At 62.8% G+C, this 19,083-nt stretch carries 22 protein-coding genes and 1 tRNA gene; 9 read left to right on the forward strand and 14 right to left on the reverse strand.

The features are described from left to right. The first annotated feature begins 28 nt into the window (after positions 1 to 28). Positions 29 to 1,003, forward strand: coding sequence for an aliphatic sulfonate ABC transporter substrate-binding protein (locus tag PCJ21_RS16470; RefSeq protein ID WP_442866032.1), 975 nt, complete (start codon positions 29 to 31; stop codon positions 1,001 to 1,003). Between the two features lie 186 nt (positions 1,004 to 1,189). Beyond that, complete coding sequence (locus PCJ21_RS16475) at positions 1,190 to 2,680, forward strand: sulfatase family protein (RefSeq protein WP_269932499.1); 1,491 nt, start codon at positions 1,190 to 1,192, stop codon at positions 2,678 to 2,680. Between the two features lie 534 nt (positions 2,681 to 3,214). Here PCJ21_RS16475 and PCJ21_RS16480 read toward each other — a convergent pair. Next, positions 3,215 to 3,291: transfer RNA gene (locus PCJ21_RS16480), tRNA-Met, on the reverse strand. Positions 3,292 to 3,628: 337 nt separating this feature from the next. On the opposite strand from PCJ21_RS16480, the gene PCJ21_RS16485 reads away from it, so the two are divergent. After that, the gene (locus PCJ21_RS16485) at positions 3,629 to 4,582 is read left to right on the forward strand and encodes a Gfo/Idh/MocA family protein (RefSeq protein ID WP_269932500.1); all 954 of its coding nucleotides are present in this window, start codon (positions 3,629 to 3,631) and stop codon (positions 4,580 to 4,582) included. Between the two features lie 75 nt (positions 4,583 to 4,657). Here the strand turns inward: PCJ21_RS16485 and PCJ21_RS16490 are convergent, their stop codons facing one another. Continuing rightward, on the reverse strand, positions 4,658 to 5,023 hold the full coding sequence (locus PCJ21_RS16490; protein WP_269932501.1) for a YkvA family protein: 366 nt from the start codon (positions 5,021 to 5,023) through the stop codon (positions 4,658 to 4,660). A gap of 11 nt (positions 5,024 to 5,034) precedes the next feature. Then, positions 5,035 to 6,225: a tRNA 2-thiouridine(34) synthase MnmA gene (gene mnmA, locus PCJ21_RS16495; protein WP_269932502.1), complete on the reverse strand. Its 1,191-nt coding sequence runs from the start codon at positions 6,223 to 6,225 to the stop codon at positions 5,035 to 5,037. A gap of 269 nt (positions 6,226 to 6,494) precedes the next feature. Here mnmA and sciP point away from each other — a divergent pair, with 269 nt between their 5' ends. Then, a complete protein-coding gene (gene sciP / locus PCJ21_RS16500) occupies positions 6,495 to 6,770 on the forward strand; it encodes a CtrA inhibitor SciP (RefSeq protein WP_013529904.1) in 276 nt (91 codons plus the stop codon). A 145-nt stretch (positions 6,771 to 6,915) separates the two neighbouring features. On the opposite strand, the gene PCJ21_RS16505 is transcribed toward sciP, so the two are convergent. Beyond that, positions 6,916 to 7,842, reverse strand: a complete 927-nt coding sequence (locus tag PCJ21_RS16505; protein ID WP_269932503.1) for an NADP-dependent oxidoreductase — start codon at positions 7,840 to 7,842, stop codon at positions 6,916 to 6,918. 93 nt (positions 7,843 to 7,935) lie between these two features. Between PCJ21_RS16505 and PCJ21_RS16510 the strand changes: the two genes are divergently transcribed. Then, positions 7,936 to 8,334: a winged helix-turn-helix transcriptional regulator gene (locus PCJ21_RS16510; protein ID WP_269932504.1), complete on the forward strand. Its 399-nt coding sequence runs from the start codon at positions 7,936 to 7,938 to the stop codon at positions 8,332 to 8,334. Positions 8,335 to 8,386: 52 nt separating this feature from the next. On the opposite strand, the gene PCJ21_RS16515 is transcribed toward PCJ21_RS16510, so the two are convergent. Next, positions 8,387 to 8,764, reverse strand: a complete 378-nt coding sequence (locus PCJ21_RS16515; protein ID WP_269932505.1) for a flagellar export protein FliJ — start codon at positions 8,762 to 8,764, stop codon at positions 8,387 to 8,389. A gap of 451 nt (positions 8,765 to 9,215) precedes the next feature. Here PCJ21_RS16515 and ctrA point away from each other — a divergent pair, with 451 nt between their 5' ends. Next, positions 9,216 to 9,911, forward strand: coding sequence for a response regulator transcription factor CtrA (gene ctrA, locus PCJ21_RS16520; RefSeq protein WP_109575474.1), 696 nt, complete (start codon positions 9,216 to 9,218; stop codon positions 9,909 to 9,911). A gap of 89 nt (positions 9,912 to 10,000) precedes the next feature. On the opposite strand, the gene PCJ21_RS16525 is transcribed toward ctrA, so the two are convergent. From PCJ21_RS16525 to PCJ21_RS16535, 3 genes are all read right to left on the reverse strand, one after another. Then, a complete protein-coding gene (locus PCJ21_RS16525; RefSeq protein ID WP_269932506.1) occupies positions 10,001 to 10,369 on the reverse strand; it encodes a response regulator in 369 nt (122 codons plus the stop codon). A gap of 194 nt (positions 10,370 to 10,563) precedes the next feature. Continuing rightward, a complete protein-coding gene (gene chpT, locus PCJ21_RS16530) occupies positions 10,564 to 11,214 on the reverse strand; it encodes a histidine phosphotransferase ChpT (protein ID WP_269932507.1) in 651 nt (216 codons plus the stop codon). A gap of 90 nt (positions 11,215 to 11,304) precedes the next feature. Continuing rightward, a complete protein-coding gene (locus PCJ21_RS16535; RefSeq protein WP_269932508.1) occupies positions 11,305 to 11,553 on the reverse strand; it encodes a hypothetical protein in 249 nt (82 codons plus the stop codon). Between the two features lie 46 nt (positions 11,554 to 11,599). Here PCJ21_RS16535 and PCJ21_RS16540 point away from each other — a divergent pair, with 46 nt between their 5' ends. Then, entirely contained in the window at positions 11,600 to 12,133 is a 534-nt protein-coding gene (locus PCJ21_RS16540; protein WP_269932551.1) for a DUF1134 domain-containing protein, read from the forward strand. A gap of 316 nt (positions 12,134 to 12,449) precedes the next feature. Further along, positions 12,450 to 13,436 (forward strand): hypothetical protein, encoded by a 987-nt coding sequence (locus tag PCJ21_RS16545; RefSeq protein WP_333474403.1) that lies wholly within the window; start codon positions 12,450 to 12,452, stop codon positions 13,434 to 13,436. Between the two features lie 31 nt (positions 13,437 to 13,467). Here PCJ21_RS16545 and PCJ21_RS16550 read toward each other — a convergent pair whose 3' ends face one another. The 5 genes from PCJ21_RS16550 to PCJ21_RS16570 all read right to left on the reverse strand — a co-directional run bounded on the left by PCJ21_RS16550 (position 13,468) and on the right by PCJ21_RS16570 (position 17,046). Continuing rightward, positions 13,468 to 14,274 (reverse strand): TrmH family RNA methyltransferase, encoded by an 807-nt coding sequence (locus PCJ21_RS16550; protein ID WP_269932510.1) that lies wholly within the window; start codon positions 14,272 to 14,274, stop codon positions 13,468 to 13,470. Between the two features lie 56 nt (positions 14,275 to 14,330). Continuing rightward, positions 14,331 to 14,627, reverse strand: a complete 297-nt coding sequence (locus tag PCJ21_RS16555) for an ArsR/SmtB family transcription factor (protein WP_269932511.1) — start codon at positions 14,625 to 14,627, stop codon at positions 14,331 to 14,333. A gap of 130 nt (positions 14,628 to 14,757) precedes the next feature. Continuing rightward, positions 14,758 to 15,522: a HugZ family pyridoxamine 5'-phosphate oxidase gene (locus PCJ21_RS16560; RefSeq protein ID WP_269932512.1), complete on the reverse strand. Its 765-nt coding sequence runs from the start codon at positions 15,520 to 15,522 to the stop codon at positions 14,758 to 14,760. A 158-nt stretch (positions 15,523 to 15,680) separates the two neighbouring features. Further along, positions 15,681 to 16,442, reverse strand: coding sequence for a 3-hydroxyacyl-CoA dehydrogenase (locus tag PCJ21_RS16565; RefSeq protein WP_269932513.1), 762 nt, complete (start codon positions 16,440 to 16,442; stop codon positions 15,681 to 15,683). 64 nt (positions 16,443 to 16,506) lie between these two features. After that, entirely contained in the window at positions 16,507 to 17,046 is a 540-nt protein-coding gene (locus tag PCJ21_RS16570) for a GNAT family N-acetyltransferase (RefSeq protein ID WP_269932514.1), read from the reverse strand. Between the two features lie 267 nt (positions 17,047 to 17,313). Here PCJ21_RS16570 and PCJ21_RS16575 point away from each other — a divergent pair, with 267 nt between their 5' ends. Further along, on the forward strand, positions 17,314 to 18,303 hold the full coding sequence (locus PCJ21_RS16575; protein WP_269932515.1) for a glutathione S-transferase family protein: 990 nt from the start codon (positions 17,314 to 17,316) through the stop codon (positions 18,301 to 18,303). Between the two features lie 254 nt (positions 18,304 to 18,557). Here PCJ21_RS16575 and PCJ21_RS16580 read toward each other — a convergent pair whose 3' ends face one another. Beyond that, complete coding sequence (locus PCJ21_RS16580) at positions 18,558 to 19,058, reverse strand: NUDIX domain-containing protein (protein WP_269932516.1); 501 nt, start codon at positions 19,056 to 19,058, stop codon at positions 18,558 to 18,560. Positions 19,059 to 19,083: the final 25 nt, after the last annotated feature.

Raw genomic sequence — 19,083 nt, forward strand, 5'->3', positions numbered from 1 at the left:
TCAACGGGAGGAAAACATGACCATCAACCTGACCAGACGCGGCTTCATGGCCGTTTCAGCCGGCATGCTCGCCACGCCGGCAATCATGGCGACAAGCAGGATAGCGTACGCCCAGGCCAAGCCGGTGCGTGTCGGCTACATCGCCGACTATTTCGGCACCAGCCTGACGGCGATCGCCAGCGACCAGGGGCTTTGGGCAAAGCACGGCCTCGAGCCCGAACTGAAGGTCTTCACCAACGGGCCGATCCAGATCCAGGCGCTGGGCGCCGGCAGTCTCGATTTCGGTTACGTCGGCCCCGGCGCGCTGTGGCTGCCGGCATCCGGCAAGGCCAAGATTGTCGCCATGAACGCGCTTGGCCTGTCCGATCGCGTCATCGCCCAGGCCGGCATCAATTCGATGGCCGATCTCAAGGGCAAGAAGGTCGGCGTCCCCGAGGGCACCTCAGGCGATATGCTGCTGCGCCTGGCGCTCGCCAAGGCCGGCATGCAGTTGTCCGACGTCGAGGTGGTCAAGATGGACCCCAGCACGGTGGTCTCGGCATTCGCCTCCAAGCAGATCGACGGGGCCGGCATCTGGTATCCGCTGGTCGGCGTCATCGGCAAGACCGTGCCCGACCTGGTCGAGGTCGCGAAAAGCGCTGATTTCTTCCCGGCGAATTCATTTCCGTCGGCCTTCGTTGCACGCAACGAGGTGGCGGACGCCGATCCCGAGCTGGTCAAGCAGATGATCGCCGTGCTCAAGGACGCCAACGACTATCGCGCCGCCGACGTGCCGCGCTCGGTCGAAATCACCGCGAAATTCCTGGGCGTACCCGTCGAACCGCTGGTCACTGAAAGCAAGAACGGCAAGTTCTTGACCAGTGCCGAACTTGCCGCCGCCACCAAGGATGGCACCGTCGCCGGCTGGCTCAAGGGGCTCAACGAGCAGTTCGTCACGTTCGGCAAGCTCAAGGATCCGCTCGACCCGAAGGACTACTATCTCGCCGAGCTCTACGCCGGCTGAACACTGCCACGCCTGGTGCCTCTTCCCGGAACCGGGAGGAGGCTAGAGCGCGCCGTGCGTCCGAATGGACTCACAAAGGACGCTCTAACTTATTGAGTTGGCGCATCGTGCTTTCCGAAAATCGGGTCCGATTTTCGGGCCGATGCGCTAGGGCCTTCCCCAAAGATTCCCATGCAGCGTGACCCCATGAACGTTCTCTACATCGACATCGACAGCCTCCGCCGCGATCATCTCGGCTGTTACGGCTATCACCGCAACACCTCGCCGGCGATCGATGCGCTGGCTGCCGACGGTATCCGCTTCGAGAATGTCTATGTTTCCGACGTGCCGTGCCATCCGTCCCGCACGGCGTTGTGGAGCGGCCGTCACGGTTTGCGCACCGGCGTTGTCGGTCATGGCGGCACGGCTTGCGAGCCGTTCAGGGAAGGGGCCGAACGCGCCTGGGCCGGAACCTTCTACGAAGAAGGCTGGATGAAGGCGCTGCGCGACCTCGGTTACTACACCATGACCATCTCGTCCTTCGGCGAGCGCCATGGCTGCTGGCATTGGTACGCCGGCTTCAACGAGATGCTGAATCCGGGCAAGGGCGGCATGGAGAACGCCGACGAGGTGGTGCCGCAGGCCATCGACTGGCTGCGCCGCAACGGCAAGGACAAGAAGTGGTTCCTGCACGTCAATGTCTGGGATCCGCACACGCCTTACCGCGTGCCGGAGAGCTTCGGCGATCCGTTCAAGGATGACCCGATACCGTCGTGGATGACACGCGAGGTCCTGGCGGAGCAGATGAAGGGGTTTGGGCCGCACAGCCCGATGGAACCGCGCGGCTACGACGCCGAACCTTCGGGCTATGCCCGGATGCCAGTGCCGATCGACGATCTCGACAAGGCCAAGGCCTGGTTCGATGGCTACGATACCGGCGTCAAATACGCCGACGAACATGTCGGCAAGCTGGTCGCCACCTTGAAGGAGCTTGACCTGTTCGACGATACCGTCATCGTCATTGGTGCCGACCACGGCGAGAACATGGGCGAGCTCAACGTCTGGGCCGACCATCAGACGGCCGATGAATACACCTGCAACGTACCGCTGGTCATTCGTTGGCCGGGCGCATCCGAGATGAACGGCGTCAACGAAGGCCTGCATTACCATTTCGATTGGGCAGCGACCCTTGTCGACAAGCTCGGCGGCACGGTGCCGGCCGTCTGGGATGGAAAATCCTTCGCCGGTGCGCTGCGAGCGGGCGAGCAGGGCGGTCGCGACTACCTGGTGCTGTCGCAGGGCGCATGGGCGGTGCAGCGCGGCGTTCGCTTCCGGCTCGAGGGCGACGACTGGCTGATGCTCCGAACCTATCATGACGGCTACAAGGACCTGCAGCCGGTCGAGTTGTTCAACCTGACCAGCGACCCGCACGAACAGCACGATCTCGCGTTGCGACGCGCCGACGTCGTGGCATACGCCAGCAAGCTGCTCGAGGACTGGCGCGCCGAGACGATGGCACGGAGCGAGACCGATACGGATCCTCTGGTCACTGTGATGCGCGAAGGTGGACCTTATCACTGCAAGGGCGAACTGCCTGCCTATCTTGAGCGTCTCAGGGCAACTGGGCGTGGCCACCATGCCGATAGCCTCGAGGCTCGGCATCCCGCACCGCCAGTCAAGTCCGCCACGACACGCTAGCTAGAACGGAAAACCGCGTCACGCTTTTCCTGGACTTGCTTCCCCGAGTGGAGCTCCCGCGCGATGAATTGGCCGAACGTGCTCGTGAAACGCGCAAGGCCGGCGCTGACGCCTGTCGGCTGGTGTCAGCGCCAACACTTGGCGGACCGATCCGGCTATCGAGGATTGGGTGGGAGCGAACAGCAGGCCGAACCAGGCCGGGTTATGCCCGCCCTTGTCGATATCGAAGCTGAGATTGTCGTCGCAAAGACGTGTAGGCGGCCAAACAAGAGCGGCCCGCCTGGGGCTGCCAAGCAGGGCCGTCTGCATTGCGTAGGGGCGGGGGGTGGGGTGGCCGACGCAACGCTCTCTAGATGGATTTAAGGCCTTGCATCGGCTCTGCCCACCTGCCCATGCAAAACAATACACCACGGCGGTATCCAGGCAATTAGCTCAATGGAGCGACGGACCCGGGCGATGGCTCAATGCGACGACCGCGAGCACCAGACATTTCGGTCGGGTACGACTAAGTATCTGATTCATTTGACAAGGAAGTGGTAGCGGGAAGTGGACTCGAACCACCGACCCCAGGATTATGATTCCCGTGCTCTAACCAACTGAGCTATCCCGCCAGGGTGGAGAAGGCCCGAAAATCTGTCTCCGGAGAGGCAGGCGTCGAGGCGTTCGCCAAGGTCGGGCGGATATAATGTCTGGATGGCGAATGTGTCAAGCACCGAAGCGCGGTTGATTTTCGATATTCGCAAGATCAGCGATGATCGGCGCCAATGTGCCTTGGAACGCGGGGCTATGTCGGGCGCATAAGGTTGGTTTGAACCGCTTGCCGGCGGCCTATGTCGTGGATTCCGCTGGCTTTCGCCACGCTTAGGCCGATATGGCGCAGGGCGCGGGGTTGAGTTCGAACAGCCCGGCCACTATGTCTGCGGACATAAATTCCCGAGAAAGAGCCTGATGAAACCGCGTATTGCAGTCCTTGGATGTGGATACTGGGGCGGTAACCACATCCGCACCCTGAAGTCGCTTGGCGCCCTCCATGCCGTTTCGGATATCGATCCGGCGCGCGCCGCACGTTTCGCCGCGGAGCAGGGGTGCCTGGCGCTGACGCCGGACGAATTGTTCGCCAACAACGATGTCGATGCCATCGTCATGGCGCTGCCGCCGCAGTTTCACGCTGACTTTGCGATTCGCGCCGTCGAGGCGGGCAAGGACGTACTGGTCGAAAAGCCGATCGCCCTGACCGTGCCCGACGCCGAACGCGCGGTGAAGGCTGCGCGCGACAATGGCCGCGTGTTCATGACCGGTCATGTGCTGCGCTTCCACCCCGCCTTCGAAGGGCTCAAGGCGCTGGTCGACAAGGGCGAGCTCGGCGAAGTCGGCTACATCCATTCGCATCGCCTCGGCCTGGGCAAGTTCCACGCCGAAAACGACGCGCTGTGGGATCTTGCCCCGCACGACCTGTCGATGATCCTGGCGATCACCGGCACGGCGCCGGTCGAGGTGCGCGGCGAGGGCGCTGCCGTGCTCAACCACCTCAGCGATTTCGCCCATCTGCACATGCGCTTCCCCAACGGCCTGCGCGGGCACCTGTTTGCCTCGCGCCTCAACCCTTACCGCGAGCGCCGGCTGACCGTCGTCGGCACCAAGGGCATGGCCGTGTTCGACGACGTCGAGCCGCAGGAGCGCAAGCTTGCGCTGTATCGTCATGCGGTTTGGCAGGACGAGGGGCAGTGGACGTCGACGATGAACGAGCCGACCTATATCGAGCTCGAAAACGCCATGCCGCTGACGCGCGAGCTCGAGCATTTCATTCACTGCATCGAGACGCGCGAAGAGCCACGCACCGGTGCCGAGGAAGCGCTCGGCGTGCTCAGGATTCTGACGGCGGGTACGGTTACGCACGACTGAGGATAGGGGAGTAAGGGAGTAGGGCAACAAGGAGTTGCGCGCCATCGGCGAAGTCTGCTCCGACCCTTACTCCCTCTACAGCAGCCACCACCCAGCCAAGGCCAGGACGGCCAGCCACACCACGATGATGAAGGCGAGGCCGGCCATGCTGCGTGGCTGGGCGGTGATTTCGGCTGCTTGGGCGCGGAAGCGGGCCATCAGCTCGGCCGGGATCATGCGGATCACCAGCCAGATGCCCAGGGGTACGATCAGCAGGTCGTCGAGATAGCCGAGCACGGGCACGAAATCAGGAATGAGATCGACCGGGCTCAGTGCATAGGCTGCCACGCAGGCGGCCGCCACGCGGGCATACCACGGCGTCAGCGGGCTGCGCGCGGCTAGGTACAGCGCCACGATATCGCGCTTCAGCAGCCGTGCCCAGCGCCTGGCCGCTTCCAGCATTGATGTTGGGCTTACTCCGCCGCGATCGAACCCGGCGTTGCCGCGAGCCGCGACAGCATCGCCTCGGCGTCGGCATGGCGTTCGGAACGCTCGATGAAGCCGCCGCCGAAGACGCGCGCCTCGTTACCTTCGTCGGAATAGAGCACGCAGGCCTGTCCGGGTGCGATGCCCGACTCGCCATCGACCAGTTCGACCCAGGTGGCGCCGCCCTTGTGATGCAGCACGACAGGGCGAGGCGGGCGCGACGAGCGTACCTTGGCGAAAAGTTCGAGGCCCGATGCCGGGATATCGGACAAGGCGTCGTCACCCAGCCAGTTCATGCCGCGCAGGAAGATCTTGTGCGTCTCCAGTGCCTCGCGCGGACCAACGACGACACGCGCGCGCTCGGCGTCGATATGCACGACGTAAAGCGGCTCGCCGGAGGCGATGCCGATGCCGCGGCGCTGGCCGATGGTGTAGCGCAGGATGCCCTCATGGCGGCCGAGCACGCGGCCGTCGATATGGACGATGTCGCCAGGATTGGCAGCGGTTGGTCGCAGCTTGGCGATGATGTCGGAATACTTGCCCTGCGGCACGAAGCAGATGTCCTGGCTGTCCTGCTTTGCGGCGACGGTCAGGCCCATGCGTTCGGCCGCCGCGCGGACGTCGGGCTTGGACATGCCGCCGAGCGGAAAGCGCAGATAGTCGATCTGCTCCTGGGTGGTGGCAAACAGGAAATAGCTCTGGTCGCGGTCGGCATCGACCGGGCGATACAGCGAACGGTGGGCGCCGTTCTGCTTGGAGCGGATATAGTGGCCGGTGGCGAGCGCATCGGCGCCCAGCTCGCGCGCGGTGGCAAGCAGGTCGGCGAACTTGACCGTCTGGTTGCACGATACGCAGGGGATCGGGGTCTCGCCGGCGACGTAGCTTTCGGCGAAGGGATCGATGACCGCCTTGCGGAAGCGCTCTTCGTAGTCGAGCACATAGTGTGGAATGCCGAGCGTCTCGGAGACGCGGCGGGCGTCGGCGATGTCCTGTCCGGCACAGCACGAACCGGCGCGGTGGGTCGAGGCGCCATGGTCGTAAAGCTGCAGCGTCACGCCGACGACGTCATAACCTTCCTGTTTGAGCAGGCCGGCCACGACGGAAGAATCAACGCCACCCGACATGGCAACAACCACGCGGGTGTCTTCGGGGCGTCCGGGCAGGTCCAGGCTATTCATCGGGATTGCGTTCCGCTGTCTTCAGGTCGGCTGCATGCCAATGGCTGCAATATAGGTCAAGGCGCTTCGCAGTACCACCCACGCGTCAGCGCTGCGCCATTTTGAGGCGCGGAACCAGCCGTCGGCGCAGATGGTTAAATTGCAGATCGAGAGTCTAACGATCCGTTCACGTTCGTTACTTACCTCTTAGTACACGCTTAGGCAATTTTTAAAGCTGTGGCGGTAGTGTGGCAGGTGATTGGGTCTTTGAGTTTTTAGTAGAGAGTACGATGACCGATCTGGTTAGACCGCGTGTCAAATATGTTATCGGGCCTGACGGCAGCCCACTTACGATTGCCGATCTGCCCCCGACCAACACGCGCCGGTGGGTTATCCGCCGCAAGGCGGAAGTGGTCGCAGCGGTCCGGGGAGGATTGCTCAGTCTCGACGAAGCGTGCCAACGCTACAAGTTGACGACCGAGGAATTTCTGTCCTGGCAGGCTTCCATTGACGAGTACGGCCTTGCCGGCCTGCGCACCACGCGCATCCAGCAATACCGTCACTGACACCGGCCCGTTGCGGCCAAACCAATAGAAAAGGGTGCGGGCCAACCGCACCCTTTTTCGTTTTTGACGTCGATTTCGGTTGCCAACCTTAGTCCGCGGCGCGCCCCTGGGTGCCGGGAGCCCCGGCGTTCCCGGGATCCCGGTCTCAGACGGTCAGCACCACCTTGCCGGAGGGCTTGCCGGCAAGGAAAGCATGTGCCGCGGCAGCCTCGGCGAGCGGGAAACTCCTGGCGACGTGCACCTTGAGCTTACCGGCCTCGATCAGCTTGGCCAACTCCTGCAGGCCCGCGCGGTCCGGTCGAACGGAAATGGGCTCGACCCTGATCCCGCGCTCCGCAGCTTCCTTCGCCACCCTGTCGGTGGCGCCCAGGAGGACGACCAGCGTGCCGCCGTCCTTGAGCGCCTTCAGCGATTTTTCGGGATGGTCGCCACCGAGCGCCTCGAAGACGAGGTCAACCGGGCCAGCCTTCTCGACGAAGTCGTTGCTGGTGTAGTCGATCACCTCGTCGGCGCCGAGCGAGCGGACAAACTCGACCTTTCCGGGGCTGGCGGTGGCAATGACGTAGGCGCCGCGCGCCTTGGCAATCTGCACGGCGAGATGGCCGACCCCGCCGGCTGCCGCCTGGATCAGGACACGGTCGCCCGGTTTGACGCGACCGGCTGTCACCAGGCCTTGCCAGGCGGTCAGCCCTGCCAGCGGTAATGCGCCGGCGTAGACATGATCAAGCCCCTTCGGCTTGCGGGCGAGTTCCGATGCCGGCGCTGCGACCAGTTCGGCATAGGCTGCCGCCTCCGCCGGGAAGTGCGGCATGCCGAACACCTCGTCGCCAGGCGCAAGGTCGCTGACGCCGGCGCCAACGGCCTCGACGGTGCCGGAGACGTCCCAGCCGACGGTGAAGGCGGGCTCGCCCAGTAGCGGATAGTAGCCGCCGCGCACGGCGGCATCGACCGGATTGACGCCCGCCGCCCGGGCGCGGATCAGCACTTCGCCGGGCTTGAGCCGCGGGGTAGGTAGATCGGCCAGTTCGAGGACTTCGGGTCCGCCGACAGTGGTCTGGGTAATGGCACGCATGGAAACGTCCTCCTTGGGATGGTGTGCGCCACTATCATTTGGATAGTATAAATCCATTGTCTAGAATGTACCTGAATGATATATAGGTACCTCATGGATAGTATCTGCGATCCCGACACTCCCTTTGGCTACGACGCCTACCGGCGCGAATGCATGTCGCATACCGTGCTCGAGATGCTGGCGAGCAAGTGGGTGTATCTGGTCGTCGGGGCCTTGAAGCCGGGCAGGCGGCGCTATGGCGAGCTGCAGCGCAAGGTCGAGGGCATCACGCCCAAGATGTTGACGCAGACTCTGCGCGTGCTCGAGCGCGACGGCCTGGTGCGACGGGAAATCTTCCCAGTGATCCCGCCGCGCGTCGAATACGAACTGACGGACCTGGGGCGCAACCTGGCGGATCTGCTCAATCAGATAAGGGTTTGGTCGGAGCTGCACGCACCCGACATTCGCGACGCGCGGGCGCAGTCGCTGGCCATCGAAGGCGAGCCTGCCTGATTGCAGGCGGTGTCGGCGCGCCGTCCGGCCGCGCCAATTCGCAGCAGGTCGGTTATCCGATCATCGCGCTGCGGCCGCCGGTGTCGGCGTCGCGCGTGTTGCGGTCACGCGATTCCAGCATTTCAGCCTTGGAAAGCTCCGCTTCAGCTTCAGCGAGTAAGGATTCGGCTGCGGCGCGCTGTTGCGCCAGATCATGCTGGGAGTTCTTCAGGTTATCGCGGCGCTGGCGTGCGGCCTTGGCGAATGTCGGATAGGCAAAATGATTGAGATCGGTGATCCCCGCCTTCTTTTCCTCGGCGACGATTTGCATCTCGAGTTCGCCCGCCATGCGGTCGAATTCGGCGATCATCGAATCGAGCTGCATCAGCTGCCGGCGCTTTTCGTTCACCTGAAACTGCTTGAGCCTGACCAGGTTCTCACGTGATTTCATGACCCGATACTCCCGAACACCGAAAAACGCACTGTTACTTGCCTACTCCGGCCCCGAGGGACCTCGCCGCAATCGAACCGGTTCTGAACGCCCGACTATGGAAAACAAACTTTTAAAGTTTTTCCGCGTCGGTAACCATTCGTTTACGGGCATCGTTAATCATACGTGTCGAGACTTAAGGCCCGGTAAAGATTCTGGTTTTCGCCGCGAATGTGATGGGTTTGTCTCCGGAGTCGCTTAGGCAACCTTGTTAATGCGCCGCGTTAAGATGTTGACCGTGTGATTCATGTTTGGATTCAAGAGGGTGTATGCGCCGGTTAAAATTTCTGCTATGGTCTTCCATACGAAATTAGGTTTTGTTAACCATTCGATGGCAGCCTCCGATTCAGTAGCACTGGGCCGGTATGGACTAGACCGAGAAAACGTTCCGGCAGCAGAAAAGGGGATTTGAATGCGCGTTCTGCTGATAGAAGACGACAGTGCAACCGCTCAGAGCATCGAGCTGATGCTCAAATCGGAGAGCTTCAACGTCTATACGACCGATCTCGGCGAAGAAGGCGTCGATCTCGGCAAGCTCTATGACTACGATATCATCCTTCTCGACCTGAACCTGCCCGACATGTCGGGCTACGAGGTTCTGCGCACATTGCGCCTGTCCAAGGTCAAGACGCCGATCCTGATCCTCTCCGGCATGGCCGGCATCGAGGACAAGGTGCGTGGCCTCGGCTTCGGCGCCGACGACTACATGACCAAGCCGTTCCACAAGGACGAGTTGGTGGCGCGTATCCACGCCATTGTGCGCCGTTCGAAGGGACACGCCCAGTCGGTCATCCTGACCGGCGATCTGATCGTCAACCTCGACGCCAAGACCGTCGAAGTTGGTGGCCAGCGCGTGCACCTGACCGGCAAGGAATATCAGATGCTGGAACTGCTCTCGCTGCGTAAGGGCACCACGCTGACCAAGGAAATGTTCCTCAACCACCTCTACGGTGGCATGGACGAGCCGGAACTGAAGATCATCGACGTGTTTATCTGCAAGCTGCGCAAGAAGCTTGACGCTGCGTCGGGCGGCCAGAATTTCATCGAAACTGTCTGGGGTCGCGGCTACGTGCTGCGCGAGCCGGAAGAGCTTCGCGAAATCGCCTGATCTGTTCCAAAAAGACTTCAGTCAAAGCCCGGCCTTCGTGCCGGGCTTTCTTTTTTGGCGACGGGAGGCGCGCTTCGCTTGCCGTTTTGTCAGGCCGCGATGTCGAAGGCGCGGAAGCGGTCGAGCAACTGGGGGCGGTTGAACGGCTTGAGCAGGTAGCCCTGGGCGCCGGCGCGCTTGGCGCGCATGATGGCGCCGATGTCGACCTCGGTCAGGCAGATCACGATCTGCGGCTTCACGCGGCCGTGGATGGCGCGAACGCGGCGAATGAAGTCCACCGTGCTGATGTCTTCGAGCGCACCATCGACGACGATGATGTCGGGCATGTCATAGTTGCACATGTCGAGGCCCTCGGCGCCGGTCGATGCCTCGACGACGGACAGTTCCGGACCGTTCAGAATGCGCTTGGCGACTTTGCGGATAACGCTCGAATCATCGACGAACAGGCAGCGCTTCATATCCCGACTCCTCATTGCCGGAACCGGGCGCATTGGCGCGCCGGTGTGACGAGCGCAATCTAACGCGACCGCGTAAAGAAGCCGAAAACCCGAATGGTAAAATTATCGGAAATGTCGCCCGCAGACTGTTGTCGGCGGGCGATTACACAAGGCTCTATATGGCGAGCGCTGCAGCTGCGGGAAGTATGCTTTGGTTATACTTCAATTGCCGGCGTGCGCTCGGCCGTCAGGAGGATTTCTTCTGGCGTTGCATGGATGGAGATCGTCATGCCGGCTTCGCGAGCGAGAAGAAGCGTATAGTAGGGCTGGACCGAATGGGCGTCGATCGGCTCCTCCGGCTTCTGGCCGGAATGCAGTTCGAGGAATTTCGGCGGCACCCGCAGCATCGGGCCGCTGGCCGAAAGGGTGAACTTCGGCGAGGTCTCGACATTTTCGAGCGTGACGGCAAGCTTGCCACCGCGCGGAATGGCTGCGTTGGCGACCAGAAGCAGGTTGAGCAGCAGCTTGACCTGGTTCTTGGGCAGCAGGGCGCGGCCGCCGCTCCAGGTCAGTTCCGGCTTTTCGTTCTTGAGGAAGGCGGTCGCCACCGCCTCGGCGTCGCCGGTGTCGATCAGCATGCCGGCGGAGCCTGCCGCGCCGAACGCGATACGGGCGAATTGCAGCCGCGCCGAAGCGTTTCGGGCGCTGGTGCGGATCAGCCGCATGGCGTCTTCGTCGGCGCCGCCCTCGTCGAGCAGCTCAAGGCCGTTGTTGATTGCGCCGACCGGCGAGATGATGTCGTGGCAGACGCGGCTGCACAGCAGTGCTGCGAGATCGGGGGCGGAAATCGTCAACAACTCGGCCATGAAAGGCATCCCTCGGAAAACGGCTTCAAGTAGAATTTCTAGGCCAACGCCGCACCAATGCGAATCAGCGCGCGACTAGTGTACTCTTGGTTACACAGCGGCACAGCGGCGGGCAAGAAACAGCGCGAAAACTTGCTCAAAATGCCCGGAAATACGCAGAATTATGGGGTTTCCGCAGCGTCTTGCTGCCTTCGAACCGCCATCTTCATCCGGCAGTTTAATGGTTGAAAAAGGATTACGGCATAGTTTGCCGAGTTGAACCAGCGAGCCGCCGGACAAGAGTGGCAGCGGGTTCGGGGCGTCGAGAAAGTGTGCTCCCTGACGGAGATTTGGAAGCATGATTTCCCGAATTTATGGCCGGACGATCGCCCGGCTCGTTGCCGTGATGTTCGTCGTTGCCGGCGTTCTGGCATTTTCGACAGCTGCGTCGCGGGCGCAGCAATACACTGCGCAGGAGATCCTCGATTCCGGTCACCGGTTCTTCGGTTCGACCTCGGGCGGTCTGGCGAGCGTGGTGGAGAAGGTTTTCTCGTCCTACGGACTGCCCAACGGCTATATCCTCGGCGAGGAAGGCTCGGGCGCGTTCGTCGGTGGCCTGACCTACGGTGAAGGCACACTCTACACCAAGAACGCGGGCGACCATAAGAGCTTCTGGCAAGGACCGTCCCTGGGTTGGGACTTTGGCGGCCAGGGCTCGCGGGTGATGATCCTGGTCTACAACCTCGACGACGTGAACAATCTGTACGACCGCTACGCCGGCGTTGCGGGCTCGGCCTATGTGGTCGCCGGCGTCGGTTTCAATGTGCTCAAGCGCGGCAACATCCTGCTCGTGCCGGTGCGCACCGGTGTCGGCGCCCGGCTGGGCATCAATGTCGGCTACCTGAAGCTGACGCAGCAGCCGACCTGGAACCCATTCTGAGCCGGGCCGCAGCGTTCCGCCAGGGGTGGCAGCGGTGTGCGACGGCTTTTGTGCGCTTCAAAGTTGTGGAAGATGGCTGCCGGGGGCTCAATCGCCTGCCGGCAGTTCGTACGAGTATTTGCAGCGGTGCTGGATTCCTGCCATGTGAGCAGGCAAACTCTCGCCTGTCTGTTACGGGTAAAGTGCCTTGGTCCAGTCGATCCTGTTCTTCGTTCTTGGCTTTCTGACCGCCGGCTTCCTGGTGCTTCTGGTTGCGCCCGCGATCTGGCGGCGCACGGTTTCCGTCACACGACAGCGCGTCGAGGCGAAATTGCCGATGACGCCGGAGGAAATCCGCGCCGGCAAGGATAGTCTGCGCGCCGAGCATGCCATGGCAATCCGCAAGGTCGAGGTGCAGCTCAAGGCGGCGCAGGAAAAGGTGCTCGTGCAGGCGGTCGAGCTCAGTCGCAACCGCGAGGCTCTCAAGCTTGTGAACACCGAACATGCCGACAAGGGTCGCACGTTGAGCGAGCTGGAGGCGCGAGGCGGCAGTTTGCGCGAAGAGGTGGCCAAACGCGACGAGCAACTCAAGGCCTTGGGCGCCAAGCTCGCCGAGGCCGAGCGCAGGCTTGATAAGCGGGCGCAGGAGCTGGAAGAAACGGGCAGGGCGCTTGACGAGGCCAGCCTGGCTTCGAGCAACCGGCAGATCGAGATCGTCAGCCGCGAAAGCGAGATGGGCAAGCTCAGCGACGACATGGCGGCCCTGCGCAATCAGCGCAAGGAGCTCGACCGCAGGCTGAGCGAATTCGAAGCCGACAACAAGGCCGTGCGCGAAGCGCTCAAGACGGAGACCAAACGCGCCGTGGAACTGGACAAGAAGCTGGAGCGCTTGGTTGCCACGCTCAGCGACCGCGACGACAAGCTGGAGCGGCGCGAAAAGGAACTCGCCCGCCTTCGCGAGCAGCTGAAGGCGAAATCGGACGAACAGGCAGTAGCGGCGGAAGCGCCGTCGCCGGCCGAACGCGGACGATTTGAAGGTCGGTTGACGACACTGGTGCGGGAGAACAAGCGCCTCAAAAGCGAGATGCTCACCCAGGCGGACCGTACCGATCCCCTTGCGGGGCAGGATGCGGTGCTGCGCGAGCAGATGCACGAGCTGGCCGCCGAAGTGGTGGCGCTGACCGCCCGTCTCGAAGGGGCGGACTCGCCGATCGCCAAGGCGCTTAACGGAGAGGGCGAGACTCCGGCCAGCGCGGAGCGCTCGGCGATCATCAGCCTGGCAGACAGGGTCCGGGCCCTGCAGAAATCCGCACCCGCGGAATAGCCAATTCGGGTCCAGGCCTGCTCAGATGGCTTCAGACGCCGGGTGCATCGGTGAAATGATGCAAGGCGATTGCTGAAGCGGCAGCCACGTTCAGGCTGTCGAAGCCCGGCGCCATCCTGATGCGGGCCGTCGTCAGTCGCCGCAGCAGAGCCTCCGGCAGACCTTCGCCCTCCGTGCCAAGATAGAGCGCCAGGCGCTTTGGCCTCGTGAGGTCGCGGATGTCGGCGGTGCCGGCCGGCGAAAGCGCCAGTTGCTCGAAGCCATGGCGAGACAGCGCGTCGGCAATCTCCGCGGCCGCGCCACCGGTCGCAAACGGTACCTTGAGGGCCGCGCCGACCGAAACACGGATCGCCTTTCGATAGAGCGGGTCGCAGCAGGTTTCGTCGAGCAGCAACGCGTCGGCGCCGAACGCTGCGGCATTGCGAAAGATCGAGCCGATGTTGTCGTGATTGGAGATGCCGACGGGAACGGCCACCAGCGCGCGTTCTGGCAGGGCGGCGAGCAGATCGTCGACAACTGCCGGTTCATCCTTGCGGCCGATCGCAAGAATGCCGCGGTGCATGTGAAAGCCGGCAATGGCGTCCATTACAGCTGCCGATACGGCATAGACCGGCATGTCGGGATGGGCGAGAGCCAGCGTTTCGGCCATGCCTGCAAGCCGGTTTTCGAGCACCAGGGCGGATTCGGCTTCGAAGCGGCGTGCGCCGAACAGGACGTTAAGCACGACCTTGCCTTCGGCGACAAAACGTCCCTCACGACCGACGAGGTCGCGTTCGCGGATATCGAGATAAGCGCCCACGCGCGGATCGGCCGGATCGTCGATGCGGATAGTGTTCATAGTTCTCCATAGCGGAGGGCAGGCCGCCATGGGAGCCCGTCGATGCCTGAATGGGATCAGGCTTCTTCGAAAATGCCCTCAAGAGTTCCGAGCAGCTTGCGCACCGCTTCGGACTTGCATGTGTAGTAGATCATCTGCCGGTCGCGACGTGTCTCGACCAGTTCTTCGTTGCGCAGACGAGCAAGGTGCTGGGAAAGCGCCGATTGGCTCAACGAAACCTTCTCGGCGATTGCACCCACCGACATTTCCGTGTCGAGCAGGTGGCTCATGATCAACAGCCGTTTTTCGTTGCCCATAAGCGTTAGCAAAGAGGCAGCGGCTTCCGCATTGGCCGTCAGTTTCTTCGATTGCATGGGTACCCCGTGTATCTGCAATACGTTCCGGCGTCATGGGGGCAACAACGCCGAATGTTCAAGCCAGAGAGAGAATGGAATCAGATCTCAAACCAGCAGCTCAAGCACAAAACAGCTTTCTTTCCAAAAATCAAGACTTTGCTGCGCGGCCTTCCTTGGCCATTTCAACAAGGCTTTTGCGCAGGTCGGCTGCCTCCAGAAGCATAGCCGGAAAAGCAACTCGCGCCGTTTCGTCACCAAGCGCCAGATCCATGCCCTCCGGATCGAAGCCGCTGAGGGTCCAGCCCTTGCCGCCGAGCTTGCCATAGTGGTTGGCGTAGATGTCGATCGCTTCGCGATGGTCCGAATTCATGTGTTCGAGCGCGCCTTGTTCGGCGCCTGCAACGGTCTCGACTGCCGGGCCGGACAAAAGCAGCTCCTCGCCGGTCAGCAAATAGGCCTTGCCGAAGCCGCCATTGAGGTTCGCGCGCTCCAGCTCGAGCCTGAAAACCGTGAAGTCGGTCAGCCCGATGTAGAGCTTCGCCTTCGGGTTGCGGTTGATGTAGCGGCGTTCTGCCCGGGCATATTCCGGCGTGCCGCGTTCCAGCTTGCGTGCCTTGCAAAACAGCGTGATGCGGGCATGGGCGAGAGGATCGCCCTTGCCGATTTCGCCAACGAGCAACGAGCAGCGCGGATCGGCGATGATGCCCTTGGTGTGGGCGGAAAGGCCCGAGATCAGGATCAGCGGCGTGCCGTCGGTGTCAGTTGCGGTGCCGACCCGGCTGGCCAGCGGCGAACCGGTCTCCGGCTCGATCACGGCGAGGGCGCCATGGCGTGCCGTGCGCATCAGGGTGCGGGCCAGCTTGATCGCCTCCGCATCCGTCTCGCGAATGACATCCTTCTTGCGTTCTTCCACGGCATCACCATCAAATATGACTATTCGAATCTACTTATCTGTCGAGCCAACCGTTTGGCAAGTACGACTTTGCCCGGCGCTGCAAGAACAAGCATAAGACAAAACAGCCCCGGACGCGTCGGCGTCCGGGGCTGCCAAATTGTCCAATGGCCGAGCTGTTATTTCGGGGCCATGCGGATGGCGCCGTCGAGGCGGATGGTTTCGCCGTTCAGCATCTGGTTCTCGACGATGTGAGCGGCGAGCGCCGCGTATTCGGAAGGTTCGCCAAGCCGCGGCGGGAAAGGCACGGCGGCGCCGAGCGAATCCTGCACCTCCTGGGGCATCGCAGCCATCATCGGCGTCTTGAAGATGCCGGGCGCGATGGTGCAGACGCGGATACCCGAGCGGGAGAGATCGCGGGCGACCGGCAGGGTCATACCGACAACGCCGCCCTTGGATGCCGAGTACGCGGCCTGGCCGATCTGGCCGTCATAGGCCGCCACCGATGCGGTGTTGACGATGACGCCGCGCTCGCCGCCTTCGAGCGGGTCAAGCTTGGCTGCTGCGTCGGCAAACAGGCGGATCATGTTGAACGAGCCGATGAGGTTGACCTCGATCACCTGGCGGAAGACGCTGAGCGGGTGAGGGCCGTCCTTGCCGACGGTCTTGACGCCGACGGCGATGCCGGCGCAGTTGACCAGGATGCGGGCCGTGCCGAGCCTGGCGGCGACTTCGGCGAAGGCGGCAACCGCGCTTTCCTCGTTGCTGACGTCGCAGCGGACGGCGATGCCGCCAATGTCTGCTGCAACCTTCTCGGCGCGCTCAAGGCTCAGGTCGAAGATCGCGACTTTGGCGCCCTTGGCTGCGAGTGCGCGTGCCGTGGCTTCGCCAAGGCCCGATCCGGCGCCGGTAACCACTGCGATTTGCCCGTTTGGATTCATGTCAGCCTGTCCTCTTGTGCTGTGGATGGTAGGAAGGTCGGCCGTCGCGGGCAAGCGCCGTGTTTCAGGCTGGCTCGGTCTCGCGTTGCGGCTGGGTTTTGGCCAGATCGGCGTGGCAAACCTCGCCTGACAATTTCGCCACCGCGCCGGGGGCGATTTCGTGGGCGAGCAGGCGATTGAGATCGACAGGCCGCGGCATGGACACCTGACCACGGGGGATGCGGGCGAAGCCGAGTGGTCCGTAGTAGGGTTCGTCGCCAACCAGGACGACCGCCGCTTCGCCAGCCTCGGCAGCCGCTTCCAGCGCCATCGCGACAAGCTTGCGGCCGATACCAAGGTTCTTGAAGTCGGGGCGTACCGCCAGCGGGCCGAGCATCTGGGCGCGGCCTTCGCCGGCGGCGATCGGGGTCATGCGCACCGAGGCGATGACCTGGCCATCGTTCATGGCGACAAACGACAGCGTGCGGTCATGTGGCCCGCCTTCCCGGATCTTGTAGGCGGCGCGCGCAAAACGGCCGGGCCCAAAGGCTTCGGCGTTGATGTCGTCGATCTCAAGGTCGTGCGCCGGGGTTTCCGGCAGATAAGTCACGTCGGCAAGGGTCATGGTATTGCAGTCCGGTATCGTGGATGAGGTGCTGCGGGAATGCCGCAGCGGTCGCAAGTCAGCGCCTTAAGCGCGTGCGCTCATTCGTCGTCGGTCAATCCGGATGTTTGCAAAATGTGCCATTGGAATGCCCGCTACCATCATTTTGCGCGCCCGTCCATCGTGCATTTGGCCGATGTCAGCCTTCTGTTGACGATCCGTTCAGGCCGCCGGGCTTCGGAACCGGGTTGCAGTGTCCTACATGGTGGCAAACGAAAGGATTGCATCATGGGATTGCTGGTTGAAGGAAAATGGCAGGACCGCTGGTACGATACCAAATCGACCGGCGGAAAGTTCGTGCGTTCGCACGCCCAGTGGCGCGACTGGATCACCGTCGACGGCAGACCGGCGGAAGGCCGCACGCGGGGCTTCAAGGCAGAGCCCGGGCGCTACCATCTCTATGTCTCGCTCGCCTGTCCGTGGGCGCACCGGACGCTGATCTTCCGTGCCTTGAAGGGACTGGAGGACATCATCTCGGTGTCGGTCGTCCATCACTACATGGGCGCCGATGGCTGGACCTTCCGCACCGACGATGGCGCCACCGGCGACACGCTCTACGGCCTCGACTTCCTGCACCAGATCTACACCCTGGCCGATCCGACCTATTCGGGCCGCGTGACGGTGCCCGTGCTGTGGGACAAGAAGGAAAAGACCATCGTTTCCAACGAATCGTCAGAGATCATCCGCATGCTCAACTCGGCGTTTGATGAATGGGGTGACGCCTCGCTCGACTTCTATCCCGAAAAGCTGCGCGGCGAGATCGACGCGATCAATGCTCTGGTCTATCCGTCGATCAACAACGGCGTGTACCGGGCCGGTTTCGCGACGTCGCAGGCAGCATATGAGGAGGCCTTCAACGAGTTGTTTGCGGCGCTCGACACGGTCGAAGCTCGCTTGTCGCACCAGCGCTATCTCGTTGGCGACCTTCTGACCGAGGCAGACTGGCGTCTGTTCACGACGCTGGTGCGCTTCGATCCGGTCTATGTCGGACACTTCAAGACCAATCTGCGGCGGATCGAGGACTATCCCAATCTCTCGAACTACCTGCGCGAGCTCTACCAGGTGCCGGGCGTGGCCGAGACGGTCAACATGCTGCACATCAAGGCGCATTACTACGGCAGCCATGGCGGCATCAACCCGACCGGTGTGGTGCCGGTGGGGCCGGTGATGGATCTCGACGCGCCGCACAACAGGGGCGAGTTGCCGAAGGCAGCGTAGGGGCTGGGTTTGGTGTGCCTCCTTCGAGGCTCGCGTCGCTCGCAGCTCAGGATGAGGAAGCACCCCCACTCGGTCGCGCTGCGCGCGCCACCTCTCCCCCTGCCCGGGGGAGAGGAAGGGCACCACATTCTGACCGGCGCAGTGCGGCCGTGCCCCCGTCGAACGGGGAGCGGTGGTTTGCGCAGCAAACCGGAGTGGGGGCGACCTCCCTGGCGCAAACAAAGCGAGTTTTTGGGGACGTACCGGCCCCAAGCTCACCAGTAAGGCGAAGCTGCTACTCCCTCGAACACCTCGGCGATCCTTCGCCGCGTCGCCGGCGTCGTGCCCTCGGGCAGCGCGTCGAGCGGGAAGAACCCGGCCGCGGCGATTTCGTGGTCGGGTTGCTTCGGCGTATCCTGCCGGAAGGCTTCGATCAGATAGAAGCCGACATGATCCCGCTTCGTCGCCTGCTTGTTGAGGTGGATCGACCTGAGGATGGGTGGCGCGGCAAGCGCGATGTTGCCTTCCTCTTCCAACTCGCGCGCTAGCGATTCCACGAACGTCTCGCCGACCTCGACCCCGCCGCCCGGCAGCTGCCAGCCGGGCACGTAGGTGTGGCGGATCAGGAAGACGGAATTGGTCGCGGTGTCGTGCACCAGGCCGCGCACGCCCAGAGTCATGGGCCTGCGGAACAGGAAATAGGCGTGAAACAGCCGTCCGCGAAGCCGTGACCACAGGCTTTGGCGGAGCGGTGAATGAGCTGGGCCATTCACCATCAGCTGCTCCGCCGTGGCTGGAAAG

This window comes from Aminobacter sp. HY435 (assembly GCF_027568395.1).
In the GTDB taxonomy this organism is placed as follows: Bacteria; Pseudomonadota; Alphaproteobacteria; order Rhizobiales; family Rhizobiaceae; genus Aminobacter.